The organism is Desulfosarcina alkanivorans, assembly GCF_009688945.1.
In the GTDB taxonomy this organism is placed as follows: domain Bacteria; phylum Desulfobacterota; class Desulfobacteria; order Desulfobacterales; family Desulfosarcinaceae; genus Desulfosarcina; species Desulfosarcina alkanivorans.
This window is the reverse complement of the sequence record NZ_AP021874.1, coordinates 651,943-671,260: the sequence shown is the minus strand read 5'-3', so window position 1 is coordinate 671,260 and position 19,318 is coordinate 651,943. Positions and strand designations below refer to the sequence as shown.

The following is a 19,318-nucleotide window of genomic DNA, read 5'->3' as shown; positions in this document are numbered from 1 at the left end:
TTTGGACATGGTATAAGTTTTGCCGTGCCTGATACGGGATCGTTTAAACCATTTCCCGATTGGGGCACCGGCAATCACGGATGAGAAAACTGACAATCGTGAAAGGGTGAAGCCCCCGGCAGCATCGGACCGGGAAGAAAGTACCGGAGGTGCTTGCCGTACATCGATCGACATTGCTCAGATATTGTTGAGAACAAAAAAATGACGCAGCCCTGACACCCCAACAGAAGGAGGGAAAAATGAAATTTTTGGAATGCATGAAACCCCTGGGATTGGCGCTGTCTTTTTTCCTGTTGATGATGGCACCGGGAGCCCTGGCGGCATCCCAACCGGTCGTCATCGGCCTCCAGGGGCCGATTACGGGACCGTGGGCCTACGAAGGTCAGATGGCCAGGCAATCTTGTGAAATTGCCGCCGCCCTCATTAATGAAAAAGGCGGCATCCTGGGAGGACGGAAGGTGGAAGTCCGCGTGATGGACGACGAAGGACAGCCAAAAAGCGGTGCCATGGCGGCCACCAAGCTCTGCGGCCAGCGGGACGTGGTCGCATCGGTGTCGACCTACGGTTCGTCCATCTGTGAAGCAGCCATGTCCATCTATGAGAAGAGAAAAAAAGTCAATATCGGATATGGGGTAACAGCGGTGAGGCTGACCCAGAAGGGGTTCAACTTCTTTTTCAGAACCTGTGGCCGCGACGATGCCCAGGGTAATTTTTTTGCCAAAGTGGCCGGGGAGCGGTTCAATGCCAGGAAAATCGCCATCATGCACGACAACACGGCGTTCGGGAAGGGCCTGGCCGAAGATGCCCGCAAAGGACTGGCCCCCCTCCTGGAGACCGGCAAGGCCGAGGTGGTCTATTTCGATGCCATCACCCCCGGCGAAAAGGATTTTCATGTCCCCCTGACCCAGTTGCGGGAAGTCCATCCGGACCTGTGGTATTTTACCGGCTACTATGCCGAGGCGGCGCTGCTGGTCACCCAGGCCCGTGAAATAGGTGTCACCTGTCCCTTTGTAGGCGGCAATGCGGCCATCAACGATGAGTTCGTGAAAATTGCCGGCCTGGATATCGCAAAAGGCTGCTTCATGACCAACGAGCCCCTGCCCCAGGATCTGCCCTCCACCGAGGCCAAGGAATTTTTGAAGGCATACAGGGACAAATACGGTGAAATCCCGTCCAGCCCCTGGCCGGTATACGCCGCGGATGCCCTGAATATCATCGCCCATGCCGTGGACAATTCGGGATCCACCGATTCGAAGATACTGGCAAACTACCTGCGCGACAAGGTCGATGCGGTACCGGGTGTTACCGGAAAAATCGGTTTCACGGCCCAGGGGGATCGTGAAGGCGTGCCCTTCTACCTCTATGTGGTGGATGCCAAAGGCCGGATCGTGATTGACGAATGATGCCCATTCATAAATGGGCAACCGGCAAGGCCGCGTCATGCCGGACGCGATAAGCCTGCCCCGGCAGGCAGTAAGCCGGGGGCACCCGCCAACAACGTGGATTCCGGCCGACGCCGGAATGACGGGCACGGTGGCTGTTTGATTATATCACCAATTAAAGACACGCGACCCGTGACCGCAACCCAAACGGAAGAAGAGAACCCATGCAAGTGATTGTCGAACAATTGATCAACGGATTGACCATCGGCGCCTTTTACGGGTTGATCGCACTGGGCTATTCCATGGTTTACGGGGTCCTCAAGCTGATCAATTTCGCCCACGGCGATTTTTTTGCACTGGGCTCCTACCTGGGGTACACCATGCTGGTGACGGCTTCCGCCCTGATCAGTTCCATGTTCGGGCTGTGGGGGGGTATCGCCGTCGCCACCGTGGTGGCCGCCCTCAGCCTGGCCCTGGTCGGCATGGCGGTCGAACGGGTCGCCTACCGTCCCATTTACGCATCCGGGCGCCTGCCGGCGGTGGTATCCGCCCTGGGGGCCTCCATCGTCATCCAAAACGCCATTATGCTCATCTGGGGGCCACGGTTCCAGGCCTATCCGGCCCGTCTGGTCCCCAATCTTCACCTTCACCTGTTGGGGATCCACATCACCCTCCTGCAGCTGGTCATTCTCACCAGTGCCTTCATCTTGATGGGAATCCTGTATTTCCTCATCCAGAAAACGACTTTCGGCGCCGCCGTGCGCGCATCGGCAATGGACCGGGATACGGCATCGCTCATGGGAATCAATTTCAACAAGGTGATATTCTTTGTTTTTACACTGGGCCCCGCACTGGGCGCCGTTACCGGTGTGATGGTCGGGATGTTCTATCGCCAGATCAACTTCACCATGGGATGGAATTACGGTCTCAAAGCCTTTACAGCCACCATCCTCGGCGGCATCGGCAATTTGCCGGGAGCCATGTTCGGCGGATTGATTCTCGGCATTCTGGAAATGATGGGCAGTGCTTACATTTCCACTGCATGGAAAGACGTATTTGTCTTTCTCATTCTCATTCTTGTACTCATTTTTCGTCCGACCGGTATTTTCGGAGAGAAGATCGCTGAAAAGGTATAATCCCATCTCAAAGGCATACCCATGGAATCAAACATACCGGAGTGGTCAGAAAAGTCTTGGTATTCAAAGAAACAGATCTTCATGGTTCTTGGCGCCGCCTTCCTGGCGTACCCCTTTTTGGTCAGCGACTACTACATCGACGCCGCCTTTTTCTTCGGAATTTATGCGTTGCTGGGACTGAGCCTGAACGTGGTTTTAGGTGAAGTCGGGCTGTTCGACCTGGGGCACGCCGGATTTTACGCCATCGGGGCCTATACAACCGCCATCCTGAACACCGTGTACGGGGTTCCCGTGCTGATTCTTCTGCCGGTCAGTGCACTGGCCGCCGCCTTGTTCGCCTACCTGGTCTGCTCGCCGATTATTCACCTCAAGGGGGATTATCTGTGCATCGTGACCATTGGAATGGGAGAAATCATCAGAATTTCGCTGCTCAACAACCCATTCGATCTGACCGGGGGCCCCAATGGCGTCTTCGGCATTGACTTTCCGGCCGTCGGCCCCCTCTTGGTGATCGACACCTCCCTGAAATTTTACTTTCTGGTCTGGATCATTGTCTTGCTCACCATCGTCGGGCTGACCCAGCTTCAGCACTCGCGGATCGGCCGCGCCTGGAATTATATCAGAGAAGATGAAATCGCCGCCGAGGCCTCCGGCGTCAATGTCCGTGCCTATAAATTGCTGGCGTTTGTGATCGGAGCGGCACTGGCCGGTGCGGCCGGCAACATCTATGCGGCCAAACTCATGATTGTTTCACCGGAAAGTTTCAGTTTCATGGAATCGTGCCTGCTTTTCTGCATTGTTCTCATCGGCGGCATGGGGTCCATTCCGGGAGTCCTGATCGGAGCGGCGGCCATCAGCCTGTTCCCGGAAATTTTTCGACCCTTTGCCATGTATCGAATGCTGATATTCGGCCTGGCGATGATCCTGATGATGATCTTTCGACCGGGGGGCATCTGGCCACGCAAACGAGGCGCCATTCAGAAAGCCCGCCGGGGTCATGCCGTGCAGGGTATGAAATTATCGCAAAAGGCAGCCCCGCATTCACACGGGTAACCTTTGAATCGAGCGGAAGCGATGAAAAAAGACAAAGCTGACATTGTACTGGAAACCAGGCAGGTCACCAAAAAATTCGGCGGGCTGACGGCTGTCGGAGAACTGGACATCAAGGTCCATAAGGGTGAAATCAGCAGCCTCATCGGCCCGAACGGTGCCGGAAAGACAACCGTCTTCAATGTGGTCACCGGTATATACCGTCCGGACGGCGGGAACGTGTATTTTAATGGCCGGATCATCGACGGAAAGAAGCCTCATGAAATCGTGGCCCTGGGAATCGCCAGGACGTTTCAGAACATCCGGCTGTTTCCGGACATGACCTGTCTGGAAAATATCATGGCCGGGCAGCATTGCCGCGCTTCATCCGGTATGTGGGCGTCCATATTCAAAACCCGTTGCCAGCGGCAGGAGGAAGAACGCATCCTGGCGGTGAGTGAAGACCGCCTTCGCCAGGTGGGCATGGCGCCCTTCAAGAACGAACTGGCCAAAAATGTGGCTTATGGTAACCAGCGCCTGCTGGAAATCGCGCGGGCTTTGGCGAGCAACCCGAGGCTGCTGGTTCTGGACGAGCCCAGCAGCGGCCTGAACCACAAGGAGACGGATGACCTGATCGCCTTTCTCAAAAGCCTGATTGCAGAGGATTTGACCCTGCTGATCATCGAACACGACATGAAAGTGGTCATGGACATATCCGATTGGGTGACCGTGGTGGACGAAGGCAGAAAGATCGCCGAAGGCCGTCCGGAAGCGATCTACAATGATCCGCTGGTCATTGAAGCCTACCTGGGCAAGGAAGAAGACGAAACGGTCACTCACACGGGAAATGAGAAATGACGACAGCCTTACTGCAAATTGAAGATCTGCGGATTGCCTACGGGTCCGTAGAGGCAATCAAGGGAATTTCTCTCTGTTTGAACGAAGGTGAAATCGTCACCGTGCTGGGCGCCAACGGCGCCGGTAAAAGCACACTTCTGCGGGCTATTTCCGGACTCAATATACCCAAATCCGGCCGGATCAACCATGGCGCCATGCTGCTCAACGGCATGCCGGCCCATGAGATCATGATGCGCGGCATTTCTCATTCTCCCGAGGGACGGCGGGTATTCGCAACGCTGACGGTCGAAGAAAATCTGAACCTGGGGGCCTATCTGCATCGACGTCAGAAGGAGAGAATCCGAAAATCCAAAGAACGCATTTTCGAGTTGTTTCCGATTCTGGTCAAACGTCGCAGACAACTCTCCGGCACCCTTTCCGGCGGTGAACAGCAAATGCTGGCCATCGGCCGCGCCCTGATGAGCGAGCCGAGCATACTTTTGCTGGACGAGCCTTCTCTGGGGCTGTCCCCGATTTTCGTTAAACTGATTTTCGATATTATCGAGGAAATCAATGCCCAGGGCGTTTCGATCCTCCTAGTCGAGCAAAACGCACGCAAAGCGCTGCGGGTGGCCGATCGCGGTTATGTCATAGAAACCGGCACCATCACCATCAGTGGCCCGGCGTCCGAACTCAGCGGCAACGAGAAGGTGCAGGCCGCCTATCTCGGTGGCGCGGCCCTCAAGCAAACCAACGCGCCTGCGCACCGTTAACGCAATCAATAAAAAATGGAACAACCGCCATGGAAACACATCGCATCACCCGGCATCCAATTCTGGAAATCCCCACCAAGCAGGAAATCTCGTTTACCTGGAACGGTCGGCCCCTCAAAGGCTTAGAAGGCGAAATGATCTCCTCGGCCCTGATTGCCAACGGGGTCCACATTTTCGGCCATCACCACAAGGACAACAGCCCCCAGGGCATTTTTTGCGCCAACGGGCAATGCTCCCAGTGTCTGGTCCTTGCCGACGGCACACCGGTCAAATCATGCATGACGCCGCTCAAACCGGGCATGACCGTGGAGAGTGTGGAAGGCCTGCCTACCCTTCCGGCTGACGACCGGGTGCCGCCGCTCAAGGACGTTGCCGTCGAATCGGTGGCGGTTCTCGTCATCGGCGGGGGACCGGCCGGATTGGCAGCCGCCAACGAACTGGGCCGGCATGGGGTCGACACCTTGATCGTTGACGACAAACATCGGCTGGGAGGCAAACTGGTCCTGCAGACCCACAAGTTTTTCGGATCGGTGGCCGACTCCTATGCCGGCACGCGCGGATTCCAGATCGGCCGGATCCTGGCCGAACAGATCGACCGGCACCGTTCGGTAAAAGTCTGGCTGGACACGACGGTGGTGGGCATCTTCGCGGACGGCATCGTCGGTGCGGTACAGGGCCGCACCTATCGCCTGATCAAGCCTGAAAAACTTCTGGTGGCCACAGGGGCAAGGGAAAAAATGCTCTCTTTTCCGGGCAATACCCTGCCCGGCGTCTATGGTGCCGGTGCCTTTCAGACCCTGGTCAACCGGGATCTGGTCAAGGCTTCGGAAAAGGTGTTGATCGTTGGCGGGGGCAACGTGGGCCTGATCGCCGGCTACCACGCCATCCAGGCCGGCATCGAGGTGGCCTGCCTGGTGGAGGCCCTGCCCCAGGTCGGCGGTTACAAGGTCCATGCCGACAAACTCAAGCGCCTGGGCGTGCCGATCTTCACCGGCCACACGGTGGTGGCGGCCCACGGCGGCGACCGGGTCGAATCGGTGACCATCGCCCAGTTGGACAAGGACTGGAAGATCACGCCCGGGACCCACAAGACCTTCGAGGTGGATACGGTACTCATCGCCGTGGGCCTGGCCGAGGTCAACGAATTCTACAACAAGGCCGCACAGTGGGGCATGGACGTGTATGCCGCCGGCGACGCCCAGGAGATCGCCGAAGCATCGGCGGCCATGTTCACCGGCAAGATCGAAGGCCTCAGAATCGCCCGCGCACTGGGCCTTGACGTGGGGGAAATTCCCACGGAATGGGACGAGAAAGCCGCCATCCTGAAGGCCAAGCCGGGCCCGCCCGTCGCGCGGGAAAAACCGACGGAGGAAGAAGGCATCTTCCCGGTATTCCACTGCTTCCAGGAAGTGCCCTGCAACCCCTGCACCTCGGTTTGCAAGGCCGGCATCGTCCGAACGGTGGACGACAGGATCACCGGGTTGCCCTATGTCACCGACCGCTCCGCCTGCACGGGATGCGGCAGCTGCGTGGCGGTCTGCCCCGGGCTGGCGATCACCCTTGTCGATTACCGCAAAGATCCGAACCATCCAACGGTAACCCTGCCCTACGAGGTCTGGCGGGAAAAGGTCGAAGTCGGCCAGCGGGTGCCGGTAACCGACGAAGACGGGGCCGTTCTGGGCTACTTCCAGGTCAAAAAGGTGCGGGTCAAGAAAAAGTACCCCCGCACCCTGCTGGTCCAGGTGGAGATGGACAAGGCCGTGGCCAAGCAGGCGGTGGGGATCTGGGTGCAGGAAAAACAGATCGAACCTTCGGACATCTACGAAAAGGAGCCGCTGCCGGATGAAGCCGTGATCTGCCGCTGCGAACGGGTGACGGCCGGTGAGATCCGCGAGAAAATCAGCGGCGGCCTGCGCGACATGAACCAGTTGAAGGCCATTACCCGCGCCGGGATGGGCGCCTGCGGCTCCAAGACCTGCCGGCCCATGATCTGGCGAATCTTCCAGGAAGAGGGCATCGATCTGGAGGAAGTGACCGACCGCGTCGATCGGCCGCTGTTCGTGGAAGTGCCCATCGGCTGCCTGGCCGGAGGAACAGAGGGGGAGGAAAGCCATGAATGATTACGACGTCATCGTTGTCGGAGCCGGCTCCATCGGTGTTCCGGTGGCCATGGCCCTGGGAGAAAAAGGCATCCGCACCGCGGTACTGGACTGGCGGCCGTCGCCGGGCCAGGGCCAGAACAAGCACGCCATCGGCGGTATCCGGGCAACCCACTCCGACCCGGCCAAAATCCTGACCAGCCTCCGGTCCCTCGAGGTTTTCTCCACCTGGCAGGAGCGCTACGGGGACAATATCGAATGGCTCAAGGGGGGATACACCTTTCCGGCCTACCGCGAAACCGAAGCCGATGCGTTGAAAAAAATTTTGCCGATCCAGCAAAAATACGGCATGAACGTCGACTTCCACGGCCCGGAAAAAATCATGGCCGTCGTGCCCGGCATCAACCCCGACTGCCTGCTGGGCGGCACCGACTCCCCGGATGACGGCTCGGCCTCGCCGCTGTTGGCCATCAACGCCTTTTACCGGCGGGCCCTGTCCCTGGGCGTGACCTTCCTTTTCAAGGAAAAGGCAGCGCGCATCATGGCCGCCGGCGGTCAGGTGATCGGGGTGGCCACGGAACACACCCAGTACACCGCCCCGGTGGTGGTGGACGCCGCCGGGCCCCGTTCCCGGGAACTTTGCACCAGCGTCGATGTGGAGATTCCCGTATATCCCGACAGCCATGAAGGGGCCATCACCGAACCGGTGCAGCCGTTTTTTACCACCATGGTGGTGGATCTGCGGCCCGCGCCGGGATCGAAGAACTACTACTTTTACCAGAACAGGCACGGCCAGGTGGTGTTCTGCATCACGCCGGACCCGCCCATCGTGGGCACGGACATGCGCGAAACATCGGTATTTCTTCCCCAGGTCTGTTCCCGGATGGTCAACCTGCTGCCGCGGCTGAAAAACCTGCGGGTGCGAAGGGTCTGGCGGGGGCTCTATCCCATGACGCCGGACGGATCGCCCATCGTTGGCTGGAATCGGGCCGTCAAAGGGCTTTTGCACGCCACCGGCATGTGCGGCCAGGGCTTCATGCTGGGGCCGGGGGTCGGCGAAGTCGTGGCCCGCATGGTCTCCCATGAGACGACGGACGATGACCATGTGATTCTGGCGGGATTTTCACCCTACCGGGATTTCGGTGGCGACGAAGCCCTGAAGTAGCCGGCCGTCTGAGCGAGACTCACGACACACCGAGCCCTTCAAAGGAGGAAATAATGACGTCCTTCAATTTGCAGCGTCTCACCGGCATCGATTATAAACCGCCGGTCCCAGAAAAAGGCTACACCAATCATACCCTGCATATCGACCTTTCGAAACCAACCATCGGCATCCGACCGGTAACCGAAAAAATGAAACAGGTGTTCATCGGCGGCAAAGGCTTCGACCTCTGGCTGCTCTGGCAGGCGGTCAGCGGAAAAACCCGCTGGAACGATCCCGAAAACGCCGTCTGCATCGCCTCCGGCCCCATGGGCGGCACCCCGGCCTATCCGGGTTCCGGCAAAAGCATCGTGACATCCATCTCCCCGACCACCGGCTCAGTGATGGACGCCAATGTGGGCGGATATTTCGGACCCTATCTGAAGTTCTCCGGTTTCGACGCCCTGTCGGTCCAGGGCAAGGCGGCCGGCGATCTGGTAATTTTCATCGACGGCATCGACGGCAGGATCGAAATCTACGCCGCCGAGGGGCTGCCATCCGACGGTTATGCGCTGACGGCGGCCCTGACCGACCATTTCGGACAGGGCAACCCGCGCAGCATCTCCGTGGTTAGCAGCGGCCCCGGCGCCCGGCACACCCTCCTCGGGTGCCTGAATTTTTCCTGGTACGATGCCGGCCGCCGGTTAAGCCGCTACAAGCAGGCCGGGCGCGGGGGCATCGGTACGGTATTCGCCGACAAGGGCCTCAAGGCCATCGTGGCCCGCTGCGGACCGGTCTCCATGGATTCCAACAAACCGGCGGACAAGGCCGCCCTGAAAACCGTGGCCCGGGCCCATGCCAAGGAGATCAAGGCCCTGGACCCCAAGCAGAACGAGATGGCCCGCATCGGCACCACCCACCTGGTGCCGATCATGAACGACCACGACTGCCTGCCGGTGTGCAACTACCGCTACGGGCAGGATCCGCGGGCCAACCTCATCGGCCGGGAGGTCTATCAGCATCTGTTCGATCCGGGCTATGACGGCTGCTGGATGGGCTGCACCGTGGCCTGCGCACACGGGGTCAAAAATTTCATTCCCTTCACCGGCCCCTACCAGGGCCGCCGGGTCTTCGTGGACGGACCGGAATACGAAACCATTGCCGGCTGCGGATCCAACCTGGGCATTTTCGACCCCTTCACCATCCTGGAAATCAATTTCTATTGCGACGCCTACGGGCTGGACACCATCAGCGTGGGCACCGGCATTGCCTTCGTCATGGAGTGCTTCGAACTGGGGCTGATCACTGCCGACCACACCGGCGGCCTGGACCTTTGCTTCGGCAACCGGATCAACGCCCTGGAACTGGTTCACCAGATGGCCCGCGGAGAAGGCTTCGGCCGAATCGTCGGCCAGGGCATCCGACGCATGAAGCGCATCTTCGCCGAACAATTCGGCGCCGATGCCGCCATGCTTCAGGACATCGGCATGGAAGCCAAAGGGCTGGAATTCTCCGAATACATGACCAAGGAATCCCTGGCCCAGCAGGGCGGCTACGGCCTGACCCTCAAGGGGCCCCAGCACGACGAGGCGTGGCTGATCTTTCTGGACATGGTCCACAACTTCATGCCCAGCTTCGAACAAAAAGCCGAAGCGCTGCACTGGTTCCCCATGTTCCGCACCTGGTTCGGCCTGTGCGGCTTGTGCAAACTGCCCTGGAACGACATCGTTCCCGAAGACAACAAGGACACCATGGAGCCGGCCAAGGTCATGAAGCACGTGGTCTGGTACGCCGACTACTTCACGGCGGTCACCGGCCGCCAGGCAGCCCCCGAGGACCTGATCACCATGAGCGAGGCGGTCTACAACTTTCAGCGGATCTTCAACCTCAAGATGGGTTTCGGCCGGCGCAAACACGATGACATCCCCTACCGGGCCGTGGGGCCGGTCACCGAAGACGAATACCTTTCCCGCCGGGAGCGCTACGATACCCAGTTGGTCGAGATCCACAAGGTGGATATCGCCGGCATGCGAACGGCCGACAAGGTGGCCCTGCTGCGCAAGTTCCGGGAAGAGAAGTACGAGAAACTCAAGGACGCGGTGTACAAGCGCCGAGGCTGGACGCCCGACGGCATTCCCACGCTGGCCACCGTCAAACGTTTAGGCATTGATTTCCCTGGAGTGCTGGCACTGCTCGAGGCCCACGGTGTCTGTAACTGATAGACACGAAAACAAGAAAACAGATATTCTGGTGTGCGGGCATCCTTGGATAAACAGAAGATGACCCCGTGCCGACCTCCCTTCCCGCCGGAAGCCCAACCCCCTTTTACACCTTGGTAAAAGATCCGACAGCCACCAGTAAAAGCGGGTGTTCAGCCGCCGCTTAACCACACCTTAACATTTTGTTTTTTTATTGTTTTTTAAACAATTCCACCCTCGTTTCAACATGGCATAGGCATTGCTCAACGGTTTCTTATGGAGGGAATGCATCAACCCAAGCCCTGGGCAACGACATAGAAAGGAGCACCCCATGACGCAGACGATGAAAATCATGGCCGCTGTCGATTTATCCGACTATTCAACATCGATCATCCGCTACAGTTGCTGGCTGGCCGCGCGGCTGGACGCGGAACTGGTGATGGTCAATGTGGTCAACCAGCGGGACATCGACATGGTTGGGCGTGCCATGGCCGGTTACGAATCGTTTTCTTTCCCCGATTACATCACCGAACTGGAGCAGGAACGCAAAACGCGGATGAAAGACCTCTTCGAAGGAATTTCCAACGGGACGATCAACTGCAAGTATCTGGTTCAGACCGGCATCCCCTACCGGGAACTGCTCGCGGTCATCGAAACTGAAAAACCGCAGTTGATGGTGGTCGGCACCAAGGGTCGAAGCAATCTGGCCGATGTGGTTGTGGGTTCAACGGCACGCAAACTGTACCGCCGGATCCCCATACCGCTGGTCACCATCCCGTCAACATACAAGGAACTGCCCTGAGGCGGCAACAAGAAGGCATTCATTTTTCCGCGCTCCTGGTATTTCCGGGGAAGAAAAAAGGAGGAAAGACATGCTGATCAGACACTGGATGAGCAAACCGGTTATTTCCATTGAAAAAAATGATTCCATGCATCGGGCCAGCCGCCTGATGAAGGAAAACCACATCAGGCGACTGCCTGTGGTCGACAAGGATACCCTGTGCGGGATTGTCAGTGACCGCGACTTGAAGCGGGCATCCGCTTCGGATGCCACCAGCCTGGATGTACACGAACTGCTATATCTGCTTTCAAAGATAAAAATATCTGAAATAATGACAAAAAATGTCATTACGGTGCACCAGAACTGGACCGTGGAAGAGGCGGCGGACGTCATGCTCGAACGGAAAATTTCCGGGGTCCCCGTGGTAGATGATGACGATCGCCTCTGCGGGGTCGTCACCCAGACAGACATGTTCAAGGCCACCTTGTACATTACCGGCTTGAAAAAAAGAGGGTTCCACCTGGCCTTTGTCCTGGAGGACACGCCCGGATCGATCATGGAAATCGTCAATGTGGTGCGACAATTCGGCGGCCGGATGGCCAGCATTCTTTCCACCTACGAACGGGCCCCCAAGGGATACCGGAATGTCTACCTTCGATTCTACGACGTTTCCAGGGATCGGATCGATGAAATGCTCAAAATACTGAGGGAAAAGGCCAAACTGCGGTACCTGGTGGACCACCGCGAAAACCGGCGCACCCTTTTCGACAACTATTGATACGGTCGAGCGATCGACCACGGGAGGAAAATCTATGGCACCCAGGCAAAAACGGCTTCTACTGGCTGTGGACGGATCCGAACGGGCCCTGCAGACCGTTCGCTATGCGGGTGAAGAAGCGGCCTTCAGCGGCATGAAAATCGTTCTGTTTCACGTGTTCAACAGTATTCCGGACGCGTATTACGACCTCGAAAAGGAACCCAAAAGCGTCAAGGTGGTCCGCCACGTGCGCAGTTGGGAAGCGCAGCAGAAAAAAGACATACGTGCGTATATGGACAGGGCCAGCCAGATGCTGGTGGATGCCGGCCATGCCGAACCGGCGGTGGAGGTTAAAATCCAGAACCGCAAAAAAGGCGTGGCCCGGGATATCATCATCGAGGCTCAAAAAGGCTATGATGCCGTGCTGATCCGCCGCCGTGGCGCCACCGCCCTGAAAAACATCATCGTGGGCAGTGTGACCAACAAACTGCTCGAGAAGCTCTCCTTCATTCCGGTGCTCATCGCCGGCAGAAAGCCGGTCAACAAAAAGGTGCTGATTGCGGTGGATGGTTCTCCGTGTGCCGCCCGGGCGGTGCGATTCGTAGCCGATATCCTGGGACCCGCCGGTGACTACACGGCACGGCTGGTTCACGTGGTTCGCGGCAGCGCGTCTACGGACCTGGACCTGTTCAAAGAAAACGGCATCCCCGGCAGCGCAGCCGTCTTCTCAGAGGCCATCAAGGTGCTGACCGCCGCCGGATTCGATAGCCAAAACATCTCGACCAAAACCATTTCCGGGGTGATGAGCCGTGCCGGTGCCATCGTCAAAGCCGGCGAGCAGGGTGACTGGGGCACGATTGTGGTGGGCCGGCGGGGATTGTCCAGCGTCGGTGATTTTTTCATGGGCCGGGTCAGCAACAAGGTGGTTCATGCCGGCCGCATGGATACGGTGTGGATTGTGACCTGATCGTTCACGGTTCGCGGTTCACGAATAAAAAAAAACCCCATACACGCTGTCAATTTTAAAAGATTAAGGAAAACCATGGGTATTGACCGTCTGGACAACCTCTTTCATCCCGAATCCATTGCTGTTGTGGGGGCGTCCGAGCGACCGGGATCCGTGGGGCGTGCGGTGATGAACAATCTGATCGAAGCCGGCTATGAAGGCCGGATCTATCCGGTCAACCCCAGCTATCCGGCGGTCATGGGGAAAAAAACCTTCCCCGCGTTGAACCGTATCGGGGAACCGGTGGATCTGGTCGTGGTCGCCACCCCCATGCAGACCGTACCGCCGATCATCTCCGACGCCATCCGGGCCGGGGCGGCCGGTGCCGTGATCATCTCCTCCGGCGGCAAAGAAACCGGACATGCGGGCCGGCAGCTGGAGGCGAAAATCCGGGATCGGGCCGCAGGGACCGGTTTGCGGATTATCGGCCCCAATTGCCTGGGCATCATGTGCGGCGCGTCCCGACTGAATGCCAGTTTTGCCGCCCGCATGCCCCTGGACGGCAAGCTGGCGTTTGTTTCGCAAAGCGGTGCCATCTGCACGGCCATCCTGGATTCTTCCGTAAAAGAGCGCATCGGCTTCAGTTATTTCATCAGCCTGGGCTCCATGCTGGACGTGGATTTTGGCGATATCATCGATTTTCTGGGCGCGGACCCGAAGGTGGGCAGCATTGTCATGTACGTGGAAAGCCTGATCCGCCACCGCAATTTCATGAGTGCGGCCCGGGCGGTGGGGCGGGTTAAACCCATCATTGCCCTCAAGGCAGGCAGAACCGGAGCCGGCGCATCGGCAGCGGCGTCCCATACCGGCGCCATGGCCGGTGAAGATGCGGTATACGATGCGGCCTTCCAGCGGGCCGGTATCGTCCGGGTGAAAACCTTCGAGGAACTTTTCGATGCGGCAGAAATCCTTTCTCGCAAGGGCCGCTACCGGGGAGCGGGCCTGGCCATTGTGACCAATGCCGGAGGGCCCGGCGTCATGGCTGCGGACGCGCTTTCCGACTACGGGGTCGAGCCGGCAGCCCTGTCACCGGAAACCATGGAAGCGCTCGATGCTGTGCTGCCCGACCATTGGAGCCACGGGAACCCCGTGGATATGCTGGGCGATGCCACTTCCGAACGATACGCGGCAGCCGTGTCGATCCTCTCCCGGGCCAGGGAGGTACAGGCCCTGCTGGTCATGCTGGCGCCCCAGGCGATTACCGATCCCGCCGCCGTGGCCCGTACCCTTTGCGACCTGCGCGACGATACCACCAAGCCGATCATCACCTCGTGGCTGGGCGGCATGGATGTGGATATCGGCCGGGAAATCCTGAACCAGGCCGGCATCGCCACTTTCGATACGCCCGAAAGGGCCGTGCGCGCATTCATGAACCTGCACCGCCATGCCCGTGGGATCGAAATCCTCCAGCAGATCCCGCCGCGCCTGTCCACCCGCATCCGGGTGGATCGGGCCGCCGCCGGGCGGTTTATCGACGACCACACGACCTCGCCCCGCAACCTGCTCTCCGAAACGGAGTCCAAATTCCTGCTGGCCACTTATGGTATCCCCGTCAATCCCACAGCGGTCGCGGTTTCACCAGATGAAGCCACCGCTCTGGCAGAGCAATTCGGGTATCCCGTGGCCATGAAAATTCTTTCCAGGGACATTTCCCACAAAAGCGACGCCGGCGGCGTGCGACTGGACCTTACCACCCGTGATGCCGTTGAAACGGCCTGGGCCGACCTGATGGACAACATCCGCAGGGCCTTCCCCGACGCGGCCGTTGACGGGGTGACCGTCCAACCCATGATCGCCAAACCGGATTGCGAATTGATCCTTGGGGCCAAAACCGATCCGGACTTCGGCCCGGTGATTCTGTTCGGTATGGGAGGCGTCCTGGCCGAACTGCTCGACGACAGCGCCATCGCCCTGCCCCCCTTGAATCGCCTGCTGGCCTCCCGGCTCATGGAGGGCACCCGTGTCGACCGGCTGCTCAGGGGATACCGGAACCTTCCGCCGGCCGATCGGGAACGGATGGAAGAAATCCTGATCCGCCTGGCTCAGCTGGTCACCGATTTTCCCCAGATTGCCGAGCTGGACATCAACCCGATGGTGATCCACGGGGGGCAGCCGATCGCCGTGGATGCCCGGTTCGTTCTCACCCCCTCATCCTGCCCTGCCCCGCTGCATCTGGCCGTCAGTCCCTATCCGGCACAGTATGAATCCCGGGTGCAACTTCCGGACACCGGAGAACTGCTGATCCGCCCCACCCGCCCTGAAGACGCGCCGTTACTCCAGGGACTGTTCGACACGCTGTCCCCCCAGAGTGTCTACTACCGCTTCTTTTCTCCTATGAAACAGCTTTCCCACACCATGCTGGCCCGATTTACCCAGATCGACTACGACCGGGAGATCGCCCTCGTGGCCATCCAGGAATCCGGGGACTCTGAAAGAATGCTGGGGGCAGCCCGCGTCATCCTGCAGCATAACCTCAGGGATGCGGAATTTGCCGTCCTGGTGGGGGACCCTTGGCACGGCCGGGGGATTGGCGCCCATCTTCTCACCACCTGCCTCGACATCGCCAGAGAACGCGGGATCAGGTCCATATGGGGAACGGTGCTGTCAGAGAACAAAGGCATGCTGGCATTGGGACGAAAGCTCGGCTTTACCATCAAGCGCTCCGATTCAGCCGGAGAGTTCGACCTGTACCTGGACATGACCCGGTCACCGCCGGCAGGATCTTCTATCGCCTGACCGGAAGCGCCGGAAGGAATGCTTGTCCTCACTGTGTCAACAACCGGCAGCAGTGAGGTGGCATATATTCCTCAAACTCAATCACGTAGACGAAAGGTAAGATAATGAGAAGAAAAAAATCCTATGCGATGGCAGTGACGGGCCTGGTTCTTCTTTTGGCCCTTGTCGGGTGCTCGGACACCTTGAGCCGGTCCTTTTACACGCATCATCCCCGATCGGTTCAGGACGTGGAATCGGTTTGGGGGGCACCGGTTGACATTACCCGGCTGGACGACGGCATCGAAAAGCGCACCTACCTGATTCAAAGTACCGATTTCGATCTCAAATACCGCTATTTTCTGATCCGGGACGGCCGGGTGCTGGCCAGCGGCATCACGGATACCGGCAAGACCGTTCCTCCGGGGATCCACCGGAAAACCGTCGCCTTTGTCGCCAGCGACCTGAGCAAAGCTTTTTACGAACGGCATCAGACACCGGTCGCCCACCTGGAACAGACATGGGGCAAGCCGATGCGCGTGCAGGACGCGGATGACGGCACCCAGTACCGGGTTTATGAAATCCATGACCCATACTCGGACTTCAGGTTCCGTAAATTCATCGTCAGGGACGGCTTGGTCGTCGCCAGCCGTATCAGCCCCGAACCCGGATTTGAAGCCGAATCCGGGCAAAGCGCGGTCAATAGGGTTGAAATCAATGAAATCAGCCATCGGTACTATCAGCGTCACCCCATGTCGCTTGAAGCCGTGGAGACCACGTGGGGTGAGCCCGTAGACATCCAGAAGACGGAGGATGGTCTGGAAAAACGGACCTACAAACTCAATATGCCGTCCGATGCGGCATTTGCGTTTCGTTTTTTCATCGTTGACGAAGGCATGGTCGTCTCAAGCGGGGTCAGTGATACGCTGGATGTAACCGCCAACTGATGCCGGCCTGCAAAGATGACTTTGATTTTTTCCGCACCGCTGGAAAACTGAAGAACGATTGGGTCCCAATAATGGGAGAACCGGCATGGACAAAGCCTATATAATCCTCATCGCCGACCGGAATCCGCACATCAGGGAATTCCTCAGGCGTGAACTGGACGCTTTCGGATGCACGGTCCGACTGGTCGAAAACGGCAAAGAGCTGCTGGAACAGGTTTACAGTCAAAAGCGGGTCGATTTGCTGATTTTCGATCCGGATATTCCAGGCATGGAGCCCATCGACATCTTCAGAAAAATTCTGGACCGGGTTCCCCAGTTGCCGGTGGTGCTCTACTGTGTTCGCGGAACCGAGAACATCGGTGACTTCACCGGGGGCAATGTCCGCCTGGTAGAAAAAAACGGCCAAAGCATCGAGGTCCTCAAAAAAACCATACAAACCATCCTTTCAGGTGCCCCGGGCAGCCCGGGCGCTGCAAACGCCTGAGGGCTTCAGCGCCGCGGCAGCAGGGGGAGGCCGAGGTTTTTACGGATAGCCCCCGGAAACGAAGGCGATGCCGCGCCCGGGCGTTCCCGTAGGTATAAAAAGGACCCTTTTGTGCGCGTATCGGCGTGCATTTACATCCTGTAAAAAATGCCGACAGACCGGATCAGGCAACGGCGCCTCCGGGCACCTGTAACACCTCGTTTATACTCTGTTTCATTGCGATGCCCAATGAAGGTGACCTTGGCATCCGCCTTGCTCTATACAAAACAACCTCAACAGAAAGTATTCCCGGATGGAGAAATCTCCATATACCAGTGTCAGGCGATTCATCCTGGCCATCATGATCCTGGTTCCGATCATCCCTTTCCTGCTGGCCCTGGGAATTGGGAACCATTCGTTTTCCCGTTCCATCGAAGACAGCACCATTTCCGCCATGAAGCGGATCGCAGCGGATCACCGCCAGATGATCGAGTCTTTTTTGAGTGAACGTACAAACGATCTGGAACTGATCGTCAACACCAACAGTTTCGACGAACTGGTCAAGCCGGAACGGCTGTCGTCCATATTCCGGCAGCTTCAGCTCACATCCAGCGCATTTGTCGATCTGGGCATTTTCGATGCCGCCGGTGTCCACGTGGCCTATCACGGCCCTTACAATCTCACCGGCAAACTGTACCGGGACACCGCCTGGTTCCGGCAGACCATTGAAAAGGGCATCTACATCAGCGATGTCTTTTTAGGCTATCGCAACATTCCTCACTTTATCATCGCCGTCGCCAAGCGGAAAAATGACAACCCCTGGGTGATCCGGGCCACGGTGGATTCCCTGCGTTTCAACACCCTGGTGCGCCAGATCCGCATCGGGAAAACCGGCGAAGCCTACCTGCTCAACCGGAACGGCGTCCTTCAAACCGATCGACGCAGCGGCGGGGACCTGATGGAGACGCCCCGCGAACAGATTCCCAGTCCGTTGAACGGACAGGAAATCCACACGTTCATCCACCAACAGGGAGACCAGGAGCCCTTCCTGTATGCCACCACCTGGCTGAAAGACCAGAACTGGATGCTGGTGGTCCGGCAGGAAGAAACAGACGCGTTCATGGCCCTGCAAAATGCCCGCATGCCGATCCTGTTCATCTGTATGATCGGCGGCGGCTGCATCATTGCAGCCGCCTTTACCCTCACCGGGGCCATCGTCCGAAAAATGGAACAGACCGATGCAGAAAAAGCCCTTTTGAACCAGCAGCTCATCGGCGCATCCCGTTTGGCTGAACTAGGTGAGATGGCTGCCGGGTTCGCCCATGAAATCAACAATCCGCTTCAGATCATCAGCACGGAATTGTCATTGATCCGCACCCTTCGCGCAGAAATGCTCGAATCCGGCCAACTCCAACCCGGCGAGCCGGACGACGAGGTCTCCGACAGCATCGACCAGATCAAACTGCAGATCGACCGTTGCGCCAGGATCACCGCCGCCATCCTCAAATTCGGACGTCAAAACGAATCCCGGCCCGAGGAGCTGGACCTTACGACCGTCATCCCTGAAATCATGGAGATGGTGCACAAAAAGGCCGAGGTGCATGGCATCCGGATGGAAGGCCGTCTGCCCGAAGGGCCGATCAGGGTGCTCGCCGATGCATCCCGTCTCCAGCAGGTATTGCTGAACCTGCTGAACAACGCCATTGATGCCATTATCGAGCAGCGGGGAAGCACCGGAGGCGCCATCACCCTGGACCTTTTCACCGGAAACAACGGCTCGGCAACCATCGATGTGAGCGATAACGGCACCGGTATCTCGCCGGAGAACATAAAGAAGATTTTTTCCCCGTTCTTCACCACCAAACCGGTGGGCAAGGGGACAGGGCTCGGACTTTCCGTCTGTTACGGCATTGTCCAGCAGATGGGTGGACAAATGGCGGTGGAAAGTACCGCGGACAAAGGCGCCACATTTTCCATCGTGCTGCCGACGTCGGACGCTGGTGCATGATTGAGTGCCCATTTCAACCGGTTGAGAGCAACACATCGGCCTAACAGGA

At 58.3% G+C, this 19,318-nt stretch carries 15 protein-coding genes; all 15 read left to right on the top strand.

Annotated features, from left to right (window positions below; all coding sequences use genetic code 11):
* The first annotated feature begins 239 nt into the window (after nucleotides 1-239).
* The 15 genes from DSCA_RS03055 to DSCA_RS02990 all read left to right on the top strand — a co-directional run bounded on the left by DSCA_RS03055 (nucleotide 240) and on the right by DSCA_RS02990 (nucleotide 19,269).
* A complete protein-coding gene (locus DSCA_RS03055; protein WP_197904726.1) occupies nucleotides 240-1,403 on the top strand; it encodes a branched-chain amino acid ABC transporter substrate-binding protein in 1,164 nt (387 codons plus the stop codon).
* A 203-nt stretch (nucleotides 1,404-1,606) separates the two neighbouring features.
* The gene (locus tag DSCA_RS03050) at nucleotides 1,607-2,518 is read left to right on the top strand and encodes a branched-chain amino acid ABC transporter permease (RefSeq protein ID WP_155315026.1); all 912 of its coding nucleotides are present in this window, start codon (nucleotides 1,607-1,609) and stop codon (nucleotides 2,516-2,518) included.
* Nucleotides 2,519-2,539: 21 nt separating this feature from the next.
* Nucleotides 2,540-3,571, top strand: coding sequence for a branched-chain amino acid ABC transporter permease (locus DSCA_RS32235; protein ID WP_197904725.1), 1,032 nt, complete (start codon nucleotides 2,540-2,542; stop codon nucleotides 3,569-3,571).
* 21 nt (nucleotides 3,572-3,592) lie between these two features.
* Nucleotides 3,593-4,405 carry an ABC transporter ATP-binding protein gene (locus DSCA_RS32230; RefSeq protein ID WP_197904724.1) on the top strand — a complete coding sequence of 271 codons (813 nt, stop codon included), beginning with the start codon at nucleotides 3,593-3,595 and terminating at the stop codon, nucleotides 4,403-4,405.
* Nucleotides 4,402-5,157: an ABC transporter ATP-binding protein gene (locus DSCA_RS03040; RefSeq protein ID WP_155315025.1), complete on the top strand. Its 756-nt coding sequence runs from the start codon at nucleotides 4,402-4,404 to the stop codon at nucleotides 5,155-5,157. The genes DSCA_RS32230 and DSCA_RS03040 overlap by 4 nt, the downstream gene beginning before the upstream one ends.
* Nucleotides 5,158-5,186: 29 nt before the next feature.
* Nucleotides 5,187-7,277 (top strand): FAD-dependent oxidoreductase, encoded by a 2,091-nt coding sequence (locus tag DSCA_RS03035; RefSeq protein WP_155315024.1) that lies wholly within the window; start codon nucleotides 5,187-5,189, stop codon nucleotides 7,275-7,277.
* The gene (locus DSCA_RS03030) at nucleotides 7,270-8,421 is read left to right on the top strand and encodes an NAD(P)/FAD-dependent oxidoreductase (protein ID WP_155315023.1); all 1,152 of its coding nucleotides are present in this window, start codon (nucleotides 7,270-7,272) and stop codon (nucleotides 8,419-8,421) included. Before DSCA_RS03035 ends, DSCA_RS03030 begins: the two co-directional genes overlap by 8 nt.
* 53 nt (nucleotides 8,422-8,474) lie before the next feature.
* Entirely contained in the window at nucleotides 8,475-10,616 is a 2,142-nt protein-coding gene (locus DSCA_RS03025) for an aldehyde ferredoxin oxidoreductase family protein (RefSeq protein ID WP_155315022.1), read from the top strand.
* 310 nt (nucleotides 10,617-10,926) lie between these two features.
* Entirely contained in the window at nucleotides 10,927-11,397 is a 471-nt protein-coding gene (locus DSCA_RS03020) for a universal stress protein (RefSeq protein WP_155315021.1), read from the top strand.
* A 70-nt stretch (nucleotides 11,398-11,467) separates the two neighbouring features.
* A complete protein-coding gene (locus DSCA_RS03015; protein ID WP_155315020.1) occupies nucleotides 11,468-12,154 on the top strand; it encodes a CBS and ACT domain-containing protein in 687 nt (228 codons plus the stop codon).
* Between the two features lie 34 nt (nucleotides 12,155-12,188).
* Nucleotides 12,189-13,100, top strand: a complete 912-nt coding sequence (locus DSCA_RS03010; protein WP_155315019.1) for a universal stress protein — start codon at nucleotides 12,189-12,191, stop codon at nucleotides 13,098-13,100.
* Between the two features lie 75 nt (nucleotides 13,101-13,175).
* Nucleotides 13,176-15,875: a bifunctional acetate--CoA ligase family protein/GNAT family N-acetyltransferase gene (locus tag DSCA_RS03005; protein ID WP_155315018.1), complete on the top strand. Its 2,700-nt coding sequence runs from the start codon at nucleotides 13,176-13,178 to the stop codon at nucleotides 15,873-15,875.
* Between the two features lie 104 nt (nucleotides 15,876-15,979).
* Complete coding sequence (locus DSCA_RS03000; RefSeq protein WP_155315017.1) at nucleotides 15,980-16,798, top strand: hypothetical protein; 819 nt, start codon at nucleotides 15,980-15,982, stop codon at nucleotides 16,796-16,798.
* Nucleotides 16,799-16,883: 85 nt separating this feature from the next.
* Entirely contained in the window at nucleotides 16,884-17,282 is a 399-nt protein-coding gene (locus tag DSCA_RS02995) for a response regulator (RefSeq protein WP_155315016.1), read from the top strand.
* Between the two features lie 292 nt (nucleotides 17,283-17,574).
* Entirely contained in the window at nucleotides 17,575-19,269 is a 1,695-nt protein-coding gene (locus DSCA_RS02990) for a sensor histidine kinase (RefSeq protein ID WP_155315015.1), read from the top strand.
* Nucleotides 19,270-19,318: the final 49 nt, after the last annotated feature.